Here is a 16,791-nt window from a genome sequence, read left to right as displayed (position 1 = left end):
CGGCAGCGGGCATGGCAGTTTGACCGATATCAAGACTGGCTGAGTTTGGGGGCGGGGCCGGTCGTGTATAAAACCAGCCAATCGCTGAGGATCCCATGAAGCAATCCGCCGCCGAACGCCCCGATCCCACCACCCAGCGCAAGGCCGCCATCGCCCGCGGCGCCGCGCTGGAGCACACTGGCAAGGTCCGTGTCGAGCCGATCCCGGATTTCGATCTTGATCGCACCATCTTCAAGACGCTCGAAGGCAGTGCCGCGCGCTTTGTGGTTACCACGCGCGTAGGCAAGGAGGCGCACTGGGACGCCGCGGCTGCCCAGGCCGTGCAGGCTGAATACGAGGGCGCCCGCGCGGCGCATCCGCTTCCGGCTGTGAGCGCGGAGCTGATGCAGTTCCTGGTGAGCGAGTGCGACTTCGATGTGGAGCACGCCGACGGGTCGTTCCTCGACCACCTCTACTTCTGCTTCGAGTACACCGTCCAGCACTATCCCCAACAGTCCGCGCTGGTCATGTTCCTGCACTCGATCCTCGGCACGGGCACCAACACCTTTGCAATGACTGCCGACAAGATACCGGCGTTGCGCAAGCTGATGTCGCCATCGGACTGGACGCAGGTCGAGGCCTTTCCCTCAGTGCTGCGGCTGCTCTACGCGGGCCCGCTGCGCCGCGAGCTGCGCGACAACGCCCACCGCGCCGACGCCATCGACACGATCTCCTTCCACCGGGTGATGGACAACGAGCCCATCACGATCAGCGGCAAGGATCTGTGGGTCGCGCTGAACTACCAGCTCATCCACCTGGTGGACTTCCTTCCCGTGGCGAACTGGGCCACGCACCAGAACGACACGTCGTTCATCCTGTTTCGCGACCTCTACGACCTGCTGGAGAAGGCCGGCAAACGCGAGGCGCATGTGGACTACACGCCGGGCCCCACCACTCGAAAGATGGAGGGCGAGCCGCAGGGTGTCGGCGCCTGGCTGACGACGCTGATCCCGGTGAGCGTGAGTGAACGGATGGCGGCCAAGTCAGTCACACGTTTCTCCGAGCGCATCGGGCATTCGCTCGACTACAAGATCGTCTGGGCCGCAGCCTGATGTTTAACTTGATCTCAATAAGGTGAACCAACCATGTGCGATTTGAGAGACCAGGACGACCTTCAGAAATACACCCACCGCGATTTCGCGGCATGGGCCGCCTCCGCCGGCCTGATCACGGCACTGCCTGCCGTCGCCAACGCTGCGGCCGTGTCCGAACGTGAAGTGACCATCACCACGCCCGACGGTGTTTGCGACGCGTACTTCGTCGCGCCGACGTCGGGCACCGCGCCCGGCGTGCTGGTGTGGCCCGACATCTTCGGCCTTCGCCCTGCCTTCAGGCAGATGGGCCGGCGCCTGGCCGAGTCAGGCTACAGCGTGCTGGTGGTCAACCCGTTCTACCGGCAAAAGAAGGCACCCACTGCACCGCAGGGCGGCAAGACGCCGATTGCCGAAGTGTTGCCGCTGATGCAGGCGCTGACACCGGCCATGCACCTGAGCGACGGCAAAACATTTGTGGCGTGGCTCGACGCACAACCCGAAGTGGACAAGGTGCGCAAGATCGGCACGACTGGCTATTGCATGGGCGGGCCGATTGCGGTGCGTACGGCGGTGGCCGCGCCGGGCCGCGTGGGCGCCATAGGAAGCTTTCACGGCGCCGCTATGGTCACTGCCGCGCCCGACAGCCCGCACCGGCTGGTCGCGCAGACGAAGGCGCACTACCTGATCGCCGTGGCCGAGAACGACGACCAGCGAGACCCTGAAGCCAAGAACGCACTGCGTACTGCGCTGCAGGCTGCAAAGCTGCCGGGTGAGGTGGAGGTGTATGCGGCCGCGCACGGCTGGTGCCCGCCTGATTCGCAGGTCTACGATGCGGCGCAGGCTGAACGCGCGTGGGGAAGGTTGCTGGCTACGTTCAAGCAAGGGTTGGTGTAGGCGGCAAAGAGCATGCTCAAGCTCTACGGCTTCTCGAAAGTCAACGCAATCGCGACCGGTGTCTGGGCCGCGATGCGTGGAAGCGGGTGATGCAGGCGTATTGCGACAGGGTGGTGGCGGGTTAGCTCAAGATCGCCAGTGCGAAAACCCACGCCGGGACCATGCGCCGGGCGCGCTGTGCACATAAGCCGGCCGGGGAAAGCGGCTCAACGCGCTGCAGGGACGGCGGGGAGCATGGCAGCGGCAGCAAGTCCGTGAAAGCCACCTTTGCCTCGGTCATCCTGCAAATCATGCTGGTCTACCTGGTGTTCTCGCTGGACTCCATCATCACCGCGGTGGGCGACAATCATGTGCCGAAAGGAAATGTGTACTTCGGAATGGCGTTTTCGCTCGCAGTGGAAATGCTGAACATCCGCATGCGCAAAAAAGGCGCGCGCACCGTTCAACTGAATCCGCCGCACATTCCTGGGGACTGATCCGGCACTGACCGGGCGATCAGGTCACTCGAAGTCCGTGCGCTTGAAGCGCGCAATTTGCCGCACATGCTCGCGTTGGCGCGCGCATATGGCCAGCACGACTTCCTTGAATCGATGCGCCACGGCTTCGGGAACGTGCTGTCCGATCATGTCTGACAGAAACCCGTCCATCACCGCGCTCACCTGCCCGCACAAGCTCTCAAGCTCATGCGCCACCAAGCGGAACGGCAGCTTGCACAGATGCGCGAAATGCGCCCACTCGTAGGGTTTCAGTTCGTCTTCGCTGAATGCATCGCCGATTGCCATCGCGTAGGTGTGCGAGAAACCAGCATCGAGCGCCTCCATGCAGACCAGGTCATAGGCCGGTGCCAGCCGCAACCCGCGTGCATCGCAGAAGAAAGACACGTTCTTGCCGTGCGCGTCGGTATTGCCGATCAACACCTGGAAAATCACCCATCGCAGCAAGCGCAGCCGGTCCACCGCGGGCAGCGGGCTTTGGTCGAGCAACGCGAACAGCTTTGGCAAGCTCGCACCATCACGCAGGTGCGCGACCTCGGCGGCGTCGCCATAGGCACGCTCGTACTTCATTGACACTGCCAGGCCCAGCGCCTGGCAGCCATCAACGATGTGAAGGCGCGTGACACCAGCGTCAGTTTCGACACGGTCAAAGCGGCGCACCAGCAGCACCGGTTCCGGCACATGCACAAGCCTCGTGTCTGCGGCTTCCATGCCGATGCGACGCGCCAGCTGCATGCACAGGTGCTCGTTGGCCGGCAAGGTGTCGAGCTGCTTGCGCATCGGCAGCGGCTTGACGATTTGCGTGGACGCGAGCCGGCCGCCTTCTGTCAGGTACCAACGCCCTTCGCTTTCATATACCGCGATCTTGTCCTGGTAGCCCGCAATCGAAAGCCGCACCTTGCCGTCCCACACGGAGAACGGCAGGCTCTCGCGCTCGCGAATCCGGCGTGAGAGTTGCTCAGGGGTGACTTCCCGCAGGCGCTGCGTATCAACAGCCGCGCGTTGAACCGGGTTGTCATCGGCAAGCGTGACGCGCAAGGCGCCAGCGGTCTCCCGGCCGATGGCGATCAGCAGGCCCACCAGATTGGAACGGGTCGTGCCAGCCGTCTGTGCGGCGTGGTCCAGCGCCTCGCCTTCGGGCAGCAGGTTCTCGAAAAACTGCCGTACCTGCGCGCTGTGCTGCTCAGGTGTTTCGCTGGCCGGGCGCTCCAGCGGCAGCAACGGGCTGAGCGGAAAACGCCCGTCAGCCCTAAGCCATTCGCGGGCGTAGTCGAAGGTGAAGCGATTGGCTTGTGAATCGTGTCCCAGCACACCCACCAGCTCATCACCTGACCACACGTTCAGCGTCGCCATGGCGCGTTACTTGTCTGGCGACGGCGCGTTCTGCGCGTCGTCTGGCGCGGTCATGCTGGCCAATGCACGACGCACGCCCTCGCGCTGGCCGCCGGGCACGGCCAGGATCGAGACGCCGAATTCACGGGCAGCACGCAAGGCGGTGTCGAGGCTGACGCTGCTCTTGGCGGTTTCGAGGTTGGTGAGTGTCTGCCGCGCCACGCCCAGCAAGAGCGACGCCTCGGTGAGCGTCATGTGGGCCCCGCGCCGCGCGGCGCGGATCGAAGCGCCGAACGCCTTGGTGTCGGACGCGATCAGGTCCGGGGGCGGCGGGAGTGGTTTGAGGCGGCTCATAATGACTAGATTTCTAGATTTTATGGCCCTTGGCACGCCATTGAAAGCAATTTGTCTAGAAAATTAGTCTTTTTATGTTTCTTTGGGTTTTTCAGGCAATTTGCCTAGTTTTCTAGACAAAACCTTCAAGCTTCGCCCCAGCAACTTAGGCGCCCCCATGCGCTTCGTCCACTCCGCAAAGCTGGCCGTCGGCCCCATCCACCGCAGTTGCTCGACGTCGCCAAACAGCTTCGCATCCGTCCTCAACGTAGCCAGCCGCTTGAACAACAGCGCGGCTTCGCGCTGCTCGCCGAGCACGCTCGCCGGAAAGTCTTCGATGGCGCCGTGCTCGTTCAGCAACCGCGCCGCACCCACAGCCCCTATCCCCTTGATACCCGGATACCCATCGGCTGCATCACCGACCAGCGCGAGATAGTCGGGGATCAACTGCGGCACCACGCCGAACTTTTCGCGCACTTCAACAGCGCCGCGCACCTTCTTTGTTTTCCGATCGACCTGCAGCACGCGGTTGTCGCGCACGCACTGGGCCAGGTCTTTGTCGGGCGTCCAGATGCGCACGAGTTCAACCCGCTCGTCTTCATCGGCGAGTCGCGCTGCGGTCGCGAGCGCATCGTCTGCTTCAAGCTCAACCATCGGCCACACAGCAACGCCCATCGCCGCCAGGCTTTCTTCCAGCGGATGGAACTGGGCGAGCAGTGCCGGCTCGATGCCCTCACCCGTCTTGTAGCCGGGCCACAGGTCATTGCGGAATGATTCGATCACGTGGTCGGTCGCAACGCCCACATGCGTCACGTCGCGCTCGATCATCTCGAGCACGGTGTTCAGCACGCCAACGACAGCGCCATACGGGCGGTCTTCGCCCTGGTTGAAGCGGCGCAGTCCATAGAAGTGCCGGTAGAGCTCGTAGGTGCCGTCGATGAGGTCGATGTTCATGATTCGGGATTGTCGCGCTGCCCTTTGTGGATCCCGTCAGCGTTGTTGGCGACTTGAGGCTTGCGGCAAGCAAAGTGACTACAGTCGCGCCATGACCTATGAACTCCACTACTGGCCGACGATCCCCGGTCGCGGCGAATTCGTCCGCCTCGCACTCGAAGCGGCTGGCGCGCCTTACATCGACATCGCGCGGGGCGCAGAGGACGCGGGCCGCGGTGTGCCTGCCATGCTTCGAACACTCGGCGACCGCAGCCTGCGCCAGCCGCCCTTCGCGCCGCCCTTTCTCAAAGACGGCGACTTCGTCATTGGCCAGACCGCCGCCATCCTGCAATACCTCGCACCGGTGCTCAAGCTGGTAGCGCGCAGCGAGCAGGCGCGCGCCTGGACGATGCAGATCCAGCTCACCATCGCCGACATGGTGACCGAGGCGCACGACACGCATCACCCCATCGCGACGAGCCTGTACTACGAAGACCAGAAGGCCGAGGCGCTGCGGCGTGCTGGCAACTTCTGCAGCGAGCGCATGCCGAAATTCCTGCAGTGGTTCGAGCGCATTCTTTCGCAGAACCCGGCGGGCGATCGCTGGCTGGTCGGCAATCGCATGAGCTATGCCGACTTGTCGCTGTTCCAGCTCGTCGAAGGCCTGCGCTATGCATTCCCGCTGGCGGCCGAGCGTGTGCTGTCGCGCACACCGCGGGTGGTGGGCACGCACAACCGCGTCGCCGCGCAGCCGCGCGTGGCGGCGTACCTGCGAAGCGAGCGGCGCATTGCGTTCAACGAGCAAGGCATCTTCCGGCGGTATCCGGAGCTGGATGTGCCGGCGGGCTAGCACGGCGCGCGGACACAGATGGCACCCGCCACCCGACCCGCAACCTCAATCGGCGAGCTGCCACTTGCCCTTGACCCAACGCAGCATCACGAGCGGCTGCGAACTCGCATCGAACCCGCCAGGGTCGGTCGCTGGGCAGCATCATGAAGAGTTGACTGGGTGAGCCAAGCGATACGGCCGCCGGAAAGAGAAAAGCCCTGATTGGTCAGGGCTTTTTTCTGGTGTGTTGGCGGAGCAGGTGGGATTCGAACCCACGGTACGGCATAACCGTACACCGGATTTCGAGTCCGGCGCATTCGACCACTCTGCCACCGCTCCTGATTCGGGTTCGCTGTGGTGCGAAGCCGCAAATTCTAACCGATCAAATGCCAGTGGCTGGCGTCAGGGTTTCCACACCGCCCATGTACGGCCGCAGCGCCTCTGGCACGGTGACTGAGCCGTCGGCGTTCTGGTAGTTCTCCAGCACGGCCACCAGCGTGCGGCCCACGGCCAGGCCCGAGCCATTGAGTGTGTGCACCAGCTCGTTCTTGCCTTGCGCATTCTTGAATCGCGCTTGCAGCCGGCGCGACTGGAACGCCTCGCAATTGGAGATCGAGCTGATCTCGCGATACGTGTTCTGCGCCGGCAGCCACACTTCCAGGTCGTACGTCTTGCTCGCACCAAAACCCATGTCGCCGGTGCACAGCAGCACCACGCGGTAGGGCAGGCCCAGCCGCTGCAGCACGGCTTCGGCGTTGCTCACCATCTGCTCGTGCGCTTCATAGCTCTTGTCGGGGTGAACGATCTGCACCATCTCGACCTTGTCGAACTGGTGCTGGCGGATCATGCCCTTCGTGTCGCGGCCGCCGCTGCCCGCTTCAGAGCGGAAGCAAGGCGTGTGGGCCGTGAGTTTGATCGGCAAGTCAGACTCAGCAACGATTTCGTCGCGCACAAAATTCGTGAGCGTGACTTCGCTGGTCGGGATGAGGTACAGCGCCGAGTTGTCGGGTGCAGCTTCGCCTTCCTGGCCGCCTTTTTTCGCAGCGAACAGGTCGCCCTCGAACTTCGGCAGCTGGCCCGTGCCGCGCAGGGTTTCCGCGTTGACGATGTACGGCGTGTAGCACTCGGTGTAGCCGTTTTCCTGCGTCTGGATGTCGAGCATCAGTTGCGCCAGCGCCCGATGCATGCGGGCGATCGCGCCGCGCATCACCGTGAAGCGCGAGCCCGCGAGTTTCACGCCCGTCGCAAAGTCGAGGCCGAGTTTTTCACCGAGGTCGGCGTGGTCTTTGACTTCGAAGTCGAACTGGCGCGGCTTGCCCCAGTCGCGAACTTTCTGGTTGCCGTGTTCGTCTTCGCCGATGGGCACGCTTTCATGCGGCAGGTTGGGCACCGACAGCAGCAGGGCCTGCATCTCGGGCTGGATCTGTTCAAGCCGCGCGGCGGAATCATCGAGCTCGCCCTTGAGCGCGGCGACTTGCGCCATCACGGCATCAACCGATTCGCCCTTGGCCTTGAGCTGGCCGATTTGTTTGGAGAGCGCATTGCGTTGCGATTGCAGTTCTTCTGTGCGCGTCTGTATCGACTTGCGCTCTGCTTCGAGGGCCGTGAATGCATCCACGTCGAGGAAGGCCTGCGGTTTCTTGCGCGTTTCCAGGCGCGCGATGACCGAGGGCAGGTCTTTGCGGAGATAGGTGATGTCGAGCATGTTGCGATTTTATGGGACGCTTCGGTTGTGCCACTTCACGGTGCTGCTGTTCGGGGTGGGCCGCGGACAGAGCGGTTCAGTAGTTACTCAGTGAGAACCGCTGCGCACACATCTACGGCGCAGCGGTTTTCACCGAGTTGATCGCCAACCACCCTGCTCAGGCTGTGGACGTTGGGCGGCCTTTTCCCGCAGGTAAAGAAGAGAGCTCGCCCCCGCGCCAGTAGGGCGCGCTTCGCGCTTTGTGCGGCGGAATGACACGGAGGGAAAAGGCCGCCCGACGGCCGCAGCCCACCCCCGAACAGTGAACGACCCAAAGAGCTCAAGAGCTCAAGAAAGCGTAGAAGGATCCAGATTCGCGCCGCAGATCACAAGGCACACAGTCTCGTCACGACGCGGGATGTACGCACCCGTTTGCAAAGCAGCAAGACCCAACGCAGCGGAAGGCTCCACCGCCAGCTTCATCTCTTTCCACAACCACAACTGCGCAGCGCGAATCGCGTCGTCGGGCAACACCAATGAATCTTTGACGTGCTGCTGCGTGATGTCCCACGCGATCGCGCCTATGCGCTTGGCGCCGAGAGCATCAGCGGCTACACCGCTGACAGCAACATCAACCGGCTCGCCTGCACGCCGTGCGTCGAACAACGTGGGGGCGAGCACGGGCTCGAGCGCGACGACACGCGAGCGTTGCTCGAACCACGCCGCGATGCCGGCGATCAAGCCGCCACCGCCGACACTCACGAGCACGTTGTCGGGCAAGCCGCCGTCCGCCTCGATCTCTTGTGCCAGCGTGCCTGCGCCTGCGACGACTTCAGCCTGGTCATACGCGTGCGTGAGGAGTGCGCCGGTTTCCTGCTGGCGCGCAAGGCACGCTTCGAGCGCTTCGGCATAAACCGCGCCGGTGACAACCACCTTCGCACCGAGCTCGCGCAGCTTGGCCTGCTTCATCGCGCTCGACACTGTTGGCACGAACACTTCGCATTTCACGCCGAGTGCCTTCGCGGCAGCTGCCGTCGCAATACCGGCATTGCCACCGGAAGCGACGATCACGCCGCTGGCCGGAATGTCGTTCGCAAGCAAGCGATTCAACATGCCGCGCGCCTTGAAGCTGCCGCCCACCTGCATGTGTTCGAGCTTCAACCACACTTGCGCGGCATTGATGCCAAAGGCGCTTGCGGGCAGCCTCCACAACGGCGTGCGTCGAATGAGGCCGGGCGTGCGCGCGGCGGCGCGACGAGTCGCGTCGATGATCTGCTGGCGGTTCAAATCCGAAGGCCCTTGGGTAGCGGAAACTTCACGGTCTCCTGGATGCCGTCCATCTTGCGCACGGACACTGCACCTAACGACTTCACGCGGTCGATCACCTGCTTGACCAGCACTTCGGGCGCGGATGCACCTGCCGTCAGCCCCACCCGCGACTTGCCCTCCAGCCACTCAGGCTGCAGCTCTTGCGCGCTATCGACCATATAGCTCGGCACGCCGAGCTTGCGCGCGAGTTCGGCGAGGCGATTGCTGTTCGAGCTGGTCGGGCTGCCGACGACGATCAGCACCTCGATTTGCGGCGACATGATCTTCACCGCGTCCTGCCGGTTCTGCGTGGCATAGCAGATGTCCTGCTGCTTTGGCTCGCGAATGCTCGGGAAGCGTTTGCGCACGGCGGCGCTGATTTCGGCTGCGTCGTCGACCGACAGCGTGGTCTGCGTGACAACGGCAAGCTTTTTCGTCTGCGCGGGCTGCACGTGCGCGACGTCTTCCACGTCTTCGACCAGGTGGATGCCGTGGTCGAGCTGGCCCATCGTGCCTTCGACTTCGGGATGGCCCTTGTGGCCGATCATGATGAACTCGTAGCCTTCCTTGGCGAGCTTGGCGACCTCGACGTGCACCTTCGTCACGAGCGGGCATGTCGCATCGAAGATGTCGAAGCCGCGTGCGCGCGCTTCCTGTTCCACCGCTTTGCTCACACCGTGTGCGGAGAAAACAAGTGTGGAGCCCGGCGGCACTTCAGCGAGGTCTTCAATGAAGATCGCGCCCTTGGCTTTCAAGTCGTTCACGACGTAGGTGTTGTGAACGATCTCGTGGCGCACGTAGATGGGCGCGCCAAACTTCTTGAGTGCGTGCTCAACGATGTCGATGGCACGGTCGACGCCTGCGCAAAAGCCGCGCGGCTCGGCCAGAAAGATTTCCACAGCTGCCTCAGTCATTGCAGGTGCATTTCATAGGACACCTACCACTTTCACTTCGAACGTGACGCCGTGCCCCGCGAGCGGGTGGTTGAAGTCGAACAGCACGGCATCGGCCTTGCCATCACCATCACCGTCTTTGCCCACCTGCACCACCGAGCCCGCATAGCTGGCCATGCCGTCGGGTGTGGGGAACTGCACCACCTCGCCCACCTGGTAATTCTCCAGCGGATCGCCCATTTGATTGAGCAGCTTGCGCGCTACCCACTGCTGCATCTCGGGATTGCGGTCGCCGAATGCTTCGCCGGGCGGTATCTCGAATGTGCAGTGCGCGCCCTCTTCCAGGCCGATCAGTCGCTTCTCGACTGCAGGCGACAGCTCCCCACTGCCCAGCGTGAGCGTGGCGGGTTTGTCGTTGAACGTGTTGATGATGTCGCCGCCCGGGCCAGCCAGGCGGTAGTGCAGCGTCAAAAAGGAGCCCGGCTGTATCCGGGGCGTGGGAGAAGGCATTCGGGTCACCAGTGATGTAGCGCCCATTGTAGGAACAGTTGTTGGCTGTCTGCGGTTCGGGGCGCCCATAGGGCCGGCGGGGGACACGGAGGGAAAAGGCCGCCCAACGTCCGCAGCCCACCCCCAAACCGTTGCCAGCAGCCAAAACACAAAAGACACCAAACCGCTGTAACCAACCACACAAGCAGCGGCACAAAACACGAACACAGCAATGACAAGCTCAGCAGCACATGATCAAACACATACCTTCCGATTCGCAGCCGCGCGAAAAACTGCTGGAGCGCGGACCCGCCGCGTTGAGCGACACCGAAATGCTCGCCATCCTGCTCAACACAGGCACCGCCGGCCGCGGCGTGATGCAGATGGCGTCGGAGCTGCTGGAGCGCTATGGCGGGCTGGCCGGCTTGCTGCATGCGACCGCTGACGACCTCAAAAACTTCAAAGGACTGGGCGGCAAGGCCAAGCGCGCATCGCTCATCGCCGTGCTCGAACTCGCGCGGCGGGCCATGGCCGAGCAACTCAAGGCGCGCGAAGTGCTGGCGTCGGAGTCCACCGTCAAGCAGTACCTGCAGATGCAGCTGGCCATGAAAAGCCACGAAGTGTTTGCCGTGCTGTTCCTCGATGCAAGGAGCCGCATGATCGAGTTGCGCGAACTCTTTCGCGGGACATTGACGCAAACCAGCGTCTACCCACGCGAGGTGGTCAAGCATGCGCTGGCACTCGACGCTGCGGCAGTCGTCCTCGCGCACAATCACCCCAGCGGCAACGTGCAGCCCTCGCGGGCGGACGAGGCCATCACGCAGACGCTGAAGGCAGCGCTCGCGCTGATCGATGTGCGCGTGCTCGATCACGTCATCGTCGCTCGCGGCGAGGCGTTGTCGATGGCCGAGCAGGGCCTTGTTTGATGGTGTTGTACTTACTTCAGGAGCCGGGCGTTTGCAGTCATGAAAGCGAAATCGCTCCAGGACCTTCACCACATCCAGAAGCTGCTGGCCGCGCAGCAGCGCGTTGCAGCCGCACAGGAAGCGGCGCGGCGTGAGGCCGAGCGCCGGGCCCAGGCTGATGCCAACCTTTTTGCGCGTGCCGCCGGCAAGGTCGAACCCCTGAAGCATCGCCAGCGCGTGAACCTCTCACCCGGGCAGCCGCCGCCAGTCGCGGTGCAAAAGCAGCTCGACGAGCAGCGTGTGCTGCAAGAAGCCATCAGCGACGAATTCGACGCGACGACACTGCTCGATGTGGATGATGCGTTGAGTTTTCGCAGGCCCGGTGTCGGCACCGATGTCACTCGCAAATTGCGCAAGGGCGGCTGGAGCATTCAGGGCGAGATCGACCTGCACGGCCTGCGCCGTGAAGAAGCACGCGAGGCGCTGGCTGGCTTCATCCGCGAGGCGCACAAGCGCGGCTGGCGCTGCGTGCGGGTCGTGCATGGCAAAGGGCTAGGCTCACCGGGCAAGACACCCGTGCTCAAGGGCCGCGTGCACAGCTGGCTGGTGCAGAAGAACGAAGTGCTCGCCTTTGTTCAGGCGCGCGGCGATGAAGGCGGCGCGGGTGCGCTGGTTGTGCTGCTCAAAGGTTGAGCTGCCGCAGCGCCACGCCGAGTGCAACGAGCTGCGTGACGTTCAGCGCAATCGCGCCGACATGCAGCTTGCGGAATCTGGAAATCTGCGCGGGGTCACCGCCGTTGTCGTGCATCGTGACGCGCAATGCGTCCATGCGCGTGAGCAGCCATTCGTGCATGAACAGCGCCAGCGCGGCGATACAGCCGACGCTGATGGCCAGCGCGAATCGCCCCGACCAGCTGTAGCCGATCGCGGCGCCCACACCGGCAACGGTGACCAGCCGGTAGCAGTAGTGAAAAACCTGCCGCACCACCCGCGAATCCATCGGCACGTCATGCTTGAGCACCAGCAGCGGCGTCGAGCTCAACACGAAAAAACCAAGAAAGACGAGCAGCAACACCGTCGAAATCATGGAAATGGCGATAGGCAGCATGTGGTCCCTCAGGGTGTGTTGCGCATCCAGTCAGCCGTTTGGAAAAACGATTCTCGCAGGCGGGCACGCAGTTTGTCATCCACGCCGGTCTCGCCCATGGCCTGGTCCATGCAGGCCAGCCACTGGTCACGCTCCTTGATGCCGATGGCAAAAGGCATGTGGCGCATGCGCAGCCGGGGGTGGCCGAATTTATCGGTGTAGTACTGCGGGCCGCCCAGCCAGCCGCACAAAAACCAGAACAGGTGCTGGCGCGCGCGGTCCAGGTGCGAGCCGTGTGTGGCGCGCAAGTCGGCGTAGGCTGGCTCGAGGTCCATCAGGTCGTAAAAGCGCGTGACCAGCGCCTGGACTTTGTCTTCACCGCCCATCCACTCAAAGGGCGTGTCAAAAGGCGGTTTGTCCTGGATTTGCATCGCCATATTGTCGGCGATGGGCGCCGGGCGCCAGCCGCCAAGACTACTCGGCCGCCCGCCGCAGCGTCTCGACGACAGGCCGGTTCAACACCTCGCGCAGGCCCCACCAGCCGGCGGCCAGAGCCAGGAATGCGCCGGCGACAGCGCCAAACAACGGCACCCAGGCCGAGGCCGTCCAGTCGAAGTCGAACACGTACTTCGCCATCGCCCAGCCGATCGCACTCGCCACGATGCTCGCCAGAAAACCGGCGAGCAAGCCCACGCCCGCCAGCTCCGCGCGTTGCACCTGCCGCAGCAGCCGGCTGCTTGCGCCCACGGCCCGCATGATCGCGAATTCACGCGCGCGTTCTTCACGCGTGGCCTGCACCGCCGCGAACAGCACGACGATGCCCGCCGCGAGCGTGAAGCCGAACAGGAACTCCACCGCGCGAATCACCTTGTCGAGCACGCCCTGCACCTGGTTGATGGCCGTGGTCATGTCCACATTCGTGATGTTCGGAAACGCGCGCACGAGCTCGCTGTCGAAGCCCTTGCGGTCGGGCGCGCGAAAGGCGCTGAGGTACGTCACCGGCACGTCCTGCAGGGTCGTCACCGGGTAGATCACGAAGAAGTTCGCGCGCATCGAGCCCCAGTCCACCTTGCGCAGTGAGGTGATCTTCGAGCTGGTCTGGATGCCGCCAATGTCAAAGCGCAGTTCGTCACCCAGCTTCAGGCCCAGCGTGGTCGCGATGCCTTCTTCGACACTCACGGCGCCGCGCTCCTCCTGCTGCCACTTGCCCGCCACGATCTGGTTGTGCTCGGGCTGCGCCGCAGAGGTCGACAGATTGAACTCGCGATCAACCAGCCGCTTGGCACGGTCTTCAACGTAGTCGTCGGGCGTCACTGTCTTGCCGTTCACGGCCACAAGGCGGCCGCGGATCATCGGGAACCAGTCGAACCGCGTCACGCCGGCATCGCGCAACTTCTGCTGGAACGCGTTGCCCTGCTCGGGCATGACGTTGATCACGAACCGATTGGGCGCATCGGCAGGCGTCGCGCGCCGCCAGCTGGAAATCAAATCGGTGCGCAACAAGACGAGCAAGACGAGCGCGAGCAAGCCGACGGCCAGCGCACTCACCTGCACCACGGCATACGCGGGCCGCGCAGAGATCTGCCGCGTGGCCATCACCAGCCAGCGCGGCGCTGTGGCTTCGTTCACCAGCGGTCGCAGCATCTTGACTGCAAGCCAGCTCAGGCACGCAAAGAGCACGACGGCGCCGGCAAAGCCCCCAACCGCCATCGCTCCGAGCTTCAGGTCGCTGCTCGCGCCGATCAAAAGCGCAGCAAAGCCGGCAACACCAATGCCCAGCACGGCGAGCGACGCCGGCTTGAGGTTGCCCACGTCGCGGCGGATCACGCGCAGCGGCGGCACTTGCGCGAGCTGCAGCACAGGCGGCAGGCCGAACGCCATCAACAGTGTGAGCCCCATGCCAACGCCGAATGCAGCCGGCCACAGGCTCGCGGCAGGCAGCGCTGTATCGACAAGGCCAGACAGCAGCAGGATGAACACGAAGTGCACGCCGAACCCGATCGCCACACCGAGCAAGCTTGCAGCGAGCCCCACGACGGCGAATTCGAAGGTGTAGCTCCAGGCAATCGTTCTCTGGCTCTGCCCGAGCACTCGCAGCATCGCGCAGTCGTCCAGGTGGGCCGCGGCAAATCCACGTGCGGCGAGCGCCACTGCCACAGCGCTGAGGAGCGCCGAGAGCAACGCAACAAGATTCAGAAATTTCTCGGCGCGGTCCAGCGTCTGGCGCATTTCGGGCCGGCCGCCTTCAAGCGACTCCACGCGCACGCCGCGAATCTCGGGCTTCTTGACTTCCTGCAGCGACCACTTGACGAACTCGCTCACCTTCGCGTCGGTGCCGGCCAGGGCAAAGCGGTAGGTCACGCGGCTGGCGGGCTGCACCAGCTGCGTCGCAGCCAGGTCGGCCTGGTTGATCATCATGCGCGGCGCAAAGCTCATGAAGCCGGCACCGCGGTCGGGCTCGAGCACGATCACGCGCGCCAGCTTGAGTTTTGCATCGCCCAGCAGCACGGTATCGCCCAGCTTCAACGCGAGCGCCTCCAGCAGCGGCGCATCGATCCATGCTTCACCGCGGGCCGGCACGTCGCGCGTGGCCGCACCTTCGCCGTCTGCCTGCGTCGCGACTTTGAGGCTGCCGCGCAGCGGATAGCCCGGCGACACGGCCTTGAGCGCTACCAGCCGCGTGCCGCCGCCCTGCTCGTCGCTGGCGCGCGCCATTGTTGGAAAGCCCAGCGTCGTGACACCTTCAAGGCCCAGCTCACGGGCTTTGGCAATGAACGAGGCTGGCGTCGGGTTGTCACTGGAGACGACGGCGTCGCCACCCAGCAACTGCCGCGCATCGCGCGTCAGGCCGCCCTGCAGACGGTCCGCAAAGAAACCGACTGCAGTGAGCGCGGCAACGGCAAGCGTCACGGCAACGATCAACAGACGCAGTTCGCCCGCGCGCAAATCGCGCCAGAGCGTGCGCCAGCCGAGCTGCCAGGGCGAGGGATGGTTCATGGGGAGACGTTAACCTGCAAGTCTCATTGCCGAATTAGGAGGTGGCCTGAATGGTGCTTGCCGCATGGGCCTAGCCGGGCCGGGTGCCCAGCCGCTGCTCCAGCTCATGCAGCACGGGCCGGATGCGGTCGCCCACGCTGATCTGCGGATTCGAAAAGCCGTCGGGCTTGTTGCCTTCGATCTCGCGCTGCTTGATCACCGGCACCGCCTGCGCAAAGGCCTGCTCGAACGAATGCGTCTTGCGCAACTGCTCATCAAACACCGCGCGGCCAAAGAACGTGAGTTTGGAACGGCTGCCGCAGCCATACGAGGTGTGGTCCGCATCTGCGGCGGTCATCACTAGCGTGGACTCGCTCGACAGCGGCCCGATCCAGCCGCCCGAATAGCAGGCCGACACGGCGATCACCCGGTTGCGGATGCCGGCCTTGTCGAGCGCACGGCGCAAGTCGCCCGGGCTCAGCGGCTCGACTTCCAGCGGCGGGTTCGCCGCGGCAAGCTTGAAGTCACGCGCGCCATGCGACGTGAGGTACACCACGAGCACATCGTTCTCACGGTCCATCTTCGCCGCTATCGCATCCACAGCGCGATCGAGGTTGTCGGGTGTGGCCCACGCAATGCTCTCGGGCGTCGCGGCGTTGTTGGCAAGGTGGATGACATGGCCCTGCGCGTCGAAGCGTTCGGCAAGCAGGTCAGCAACCATCCGGCTTTCACGCATGAACACTTCACCTTCTGCATAGGGCGAGAACACGATGCCATACACATCGACGATCCCCTCACGATGTGGCGCAACGCCTTGCAGCGTGCGCTCCAGCGTTGCCTGCTGTGCCTCGATCACCGGCTGGCTCAGCTGCATACGGTTGGCGGCTTCCGGCTCGGCCTGCGCCATCACAGGCTGCCACGGCCGGTCGGGAAACTGCCATGCACTCAACGCAAAAATGCCGATCATGCAGGCGCTCACCACCGCGAGGCGCAGCGGTGGTACGGCGAAGGAATGGAGAAGCCGGACCACTGCAGCGACGGTCCACAGCCACAGTCCGCCATAGAGCAGCCAGCCCTCCCACTCGAATTCGGACAGGAACGCGGGCAGCGCCTCATGCAGTTGAGCCAGCGTCAGCACCTGCGCAACCAGGCTCGGCAGGATGACGGCGCCCATCCACAGCGCAAACCACGCGGGCAGGCCCGAGGGGCGCTGCAGATGCTCGTCACGGCGCGGCAGGCCCCACCAGGCGATGAGCAGCATGGCAGCGGTGCTCCACCAGGGCGCGAGTGCACCGCGCAAGTCGAAGGCAGCTTCGCCCATCACTTCGAAACGGCCGAGTGCGATGTCGATCAGCGCGACGATCAATACAAGTGCACCGACTTGCAGCGGATTCGGCTCGCTGCCGCCGACGCGCGGCCTCAGCAGCAGGCCCGCGCGCAAGCCTTCCCGCAGCCATTGCGCCAGCGTGAGGCGGCGCGGTTTGAGCAGGCCGTTGGGGTCGATTTCGAAGCCGGGTTCCATCGGGCCATCATGCCACTGCGCCCTGGCAGCGTGTGCGCC

General features: G+C 64.1%; 16 protein-coding genes, 1 tRNA gene and 1 pseudogene. 6 read left to right on the top strand and 12 right to left on the bottom strand.

What is annotated here, in order from left to right:
* Window positions 1-95: 95 nt before the first annotated feature.
* From GHT07_RS03365 to GHT07_RS03355, 3 genes and pseudogenes are all read left to right on the top strand, one after another.
* Window positions 96-1,091 (top strand): hypothetical protein, encoded by a 996-nt coding sequence (locus GHT07_RS03365; RefSeq protein ID WP_153583635.1) that lies wholly within the window; start codon window positions 96-98, stop codon window positions 1,089-1,091.
* A 33-nt stretch (window positions 1,092-1,124) separates the two neighbouring features.
* Window positions 1,125-1,967: a dienelactone hydrolase family protein gene (locus GHT07_RS03360; protein ID WP_153583634.1), complete on the top strand. Its 843-nt coding sequence runs from the start codon at window positions 1,125-1,127 to the stop codon at window positions 1,965-1,967.
* 227 nt (window positions 1,968-2,194) lie between these two features.
* Window positions 2,195-2,443 (top strand): annotated as a pseudogene (locus GHT07_RS03355) (TerC family protein); the annotation flags it as partial.
* Window positions 2,444-2,467: 24 nt separating this feature from the next.
* Here GHT07_RS03355 and GHT07_RS03350 read toward each other — a convergent pair.
* The 3 genes from GHT07_RS03350 to GHT07_RS03340 form a co-directional block, all read right to left on the bottom strand.
* Window positions 2,468-3,814, bottom strand: coding sequence for a HipA domain-containing protein (locus GHT07_RS03350; protein WP_153583633.1), 1,347 nt, complete (start codon window positions 3,812-3,814; stop codon window positions 2,468-2,470).
* 6 nt (window positions 3,815-3,820) lie between these two features.
* Complete coding sequence (locus GHT07_RS03345) at window positions 3,821-4,147, bottom strand: helix-turn-helix transcriptional regulator (protein ID WP_153583632.1); 327 nt, start codon at window positions 4,145-4,147, stop codon at window positions 3,821-3,823.
* Window positions 4,148-4,219: 72 nt separating this feature from the next.
* Window positions 4,220-5,080, bottom strand: coding sequence for a 5'-3' exonuclease (locus tag GHT07_RS03340; protein WP_153583631.1), 861 nt, complete (start codon window positions 5,078-5,080; stop codon window positions 4,220-4,222).
* 91 nt (window positions 5,081-5,171) lie between these two features.
* Between GHT07_RS03340 and GHT07_RS03335 the strand changes: the two genes are divergently transcribed.
* A complete protein-coding gene (locus tag GHT07_RS03335; protein WP_153583630.1) occupies window positions 5,172-5,909 on the top strand; it encodes a glutathione S-transferase in 738 nt (245 codons plus the stop codon).
* Window positions 5,910-6,136: 227 nt separating this feature from the next.
* Here the strand turns inward: GHT07_RS03335 and GHT07_RS03330 are convergent.
* The 5 genes from GHT07_RS03330 to GHT07_RS03310 form a co-directional block, all read right to left on the bottom strand.
* Window positions 6,137-6,227 (bottom strand) — tRNA-Ser (locus GHT07_RS03330).
* Window positions 6,228-6,270: 43 nt separating this feature from the next.
* Complete coding sequence (serS, locus tag GHT07_RS03325) at window positions 6,271-7,593, bottom strand: serine--tRNA ligase (RefSeq protein WP_153583629.1); 1,323 nt, start codon at window positions 7,591-7,593, stop codon at window positions 6,271-6,273.
* Between the two features lie 327 nt (window positions 7,594-7,920).
* Window positions 7,921-8,859: a threonine/serine dehydratase gene (locus GHT07_RS03320; protein ID WP_153583628.1), complete on the bottom strand. Its 939-nt coding sequence runs from the start codon at window positions 8,857-8,859 to the stop codon at window positions 7,921-7,923.
* The gene (gene ispH, locus GHT07_RS03315; RefSeq protein ID WP_153583627.1) at window positions 8,856-9,794 is read right to left on the bottom strand and encodes a 4-hydroxy-3-methylbut-2-enyl diphosphate reductase; all 939 of its coding nucleotides are present in this window, start codon (window positions 9,792-9,794) and stop codon (window positions 8,856-8,858) included. The genes GHT07_RS03320 and ispH overlap by 4 nt, the downstream gene beginning before the upstream one ends.
* A gap of 12 nt (window positions 9,795-9,806) precedes the next feature.
* Window positions 9,807-10,283: an FKBP-type peptidyl-prolyl cis-trans isomerase gene (locus GHT07_RS03310; RefSeq protein ID WP_153583626.1), complete on the bottom strand. Its 477-nt coding sequence runs from the start codon at window positions 10,281-10,283 to the stop codon at window positions 9,807-9,809.
* A 230-nt stretch (window positions 10,284-10,513) separates the two neighbouring features.
* Here GHT07_RS03310 and radC point away from each other — a divergent pair, with 230 nt between their 5' ends.
* On the top strand, window positions 10,514-11,188 hold the full coding sequence (gene radC / locus GHT07_RS03305) for a RadC family protein (protein WP_153583625.1): 675 nt from the start codon (window positions 10,514-10,516) through the stop codon (window positions 11,186-11,188).
* Window positions 11,189-11,227: 39 nt separating this feature from the next.
* The gene (locus GHT07_RS03300) at window positions 11,228-11,860 is read left to right on the top strand and encodes a Smr/MutS family protein (protein ID WP_153583624.1); all 633 of its coding nucleotides are present in this window, start codon (window positions 11,228-11,230) and stop codon (window positions 11,858-11,860) included.
* On the opposite strand, the gene GHT07_RS03295 is transcribed toward GHT07_RS03300, so the two are convergent.
* From GHT07_RS03295 to GHT07_RS03280, 4 genes are all read right to left on the bottom strand, one after another.
* The gene (locus GHT07_RS03295) at window positions 11,850-12,275 is read right to left on the bottom strand and encodes a hypothetical protein (protein ID WP_153583623.1); all 426 of its coding nucleotides are present in this window, start codon (window positions 12,273-12,275) and stop codon (window positions 11,850-11,852) included. The genes GHT07_RS03300 and GHT07_RS03295 overlap by 11 nt on opposite strands.
* An 8-nt stretch (window positions 12,276-12,283) precedes the next feature.
* Window positions 12,284-12,685 carry a group II truncated hemoglobin gene (locus GHT07_RS03290; protein WP_153583622.1) on the bottom strand — a complete coding sequence of 134 codons (402 nt, stop codon included), beginning with the start codon at window positions 12,683-12,685 and terminating at the stop codon, window positions 12,284-12,286.
* Between the two features lie 43 nt (window positions 12,686-12,728).
* Entirely contained in the window at window positions 12,729-15,251 is a 2,523-nt protein-coding gene (locus tag GHT07_RS03285; protein WP_153583621.1) for an ABC transporter permease, read from the bottom strand.
* A 70-nt stretch (window positions 15,252-15,321) separates the two neighbouring features.
* Window positions 15,322-16,752 (bottom strand): C13 family peptidase, encoded by a 1,431-nt coding sequence (locus GHT07_RS03280; RefSeq protein ID WP_153583620.1) that lies wholly within the window; start codon window positions 16,750-16,752, stop codon window positions 15,322-15,324.
* Between the last annotated feature and the right edge of the window lie 39 nt (window positions 16,753-16,791).

This window comes from Caenimonas koreensis DSM 17982 (genome assembly GCF_009646335.1).
Taxonomy (GTDB): domain Bacteria; phylum Pseudomonadota; class Gammaproteobacteria; order Burkholderiales; family Burkholderiaceae_C; genus Ramlibacter; species Ramlibacter koreensis.
The sequence above is the reverse complement of the archived record's forward strand: the minus strand, read 5'-3'. Positions and strand labels throughout refer to the sequence as shown.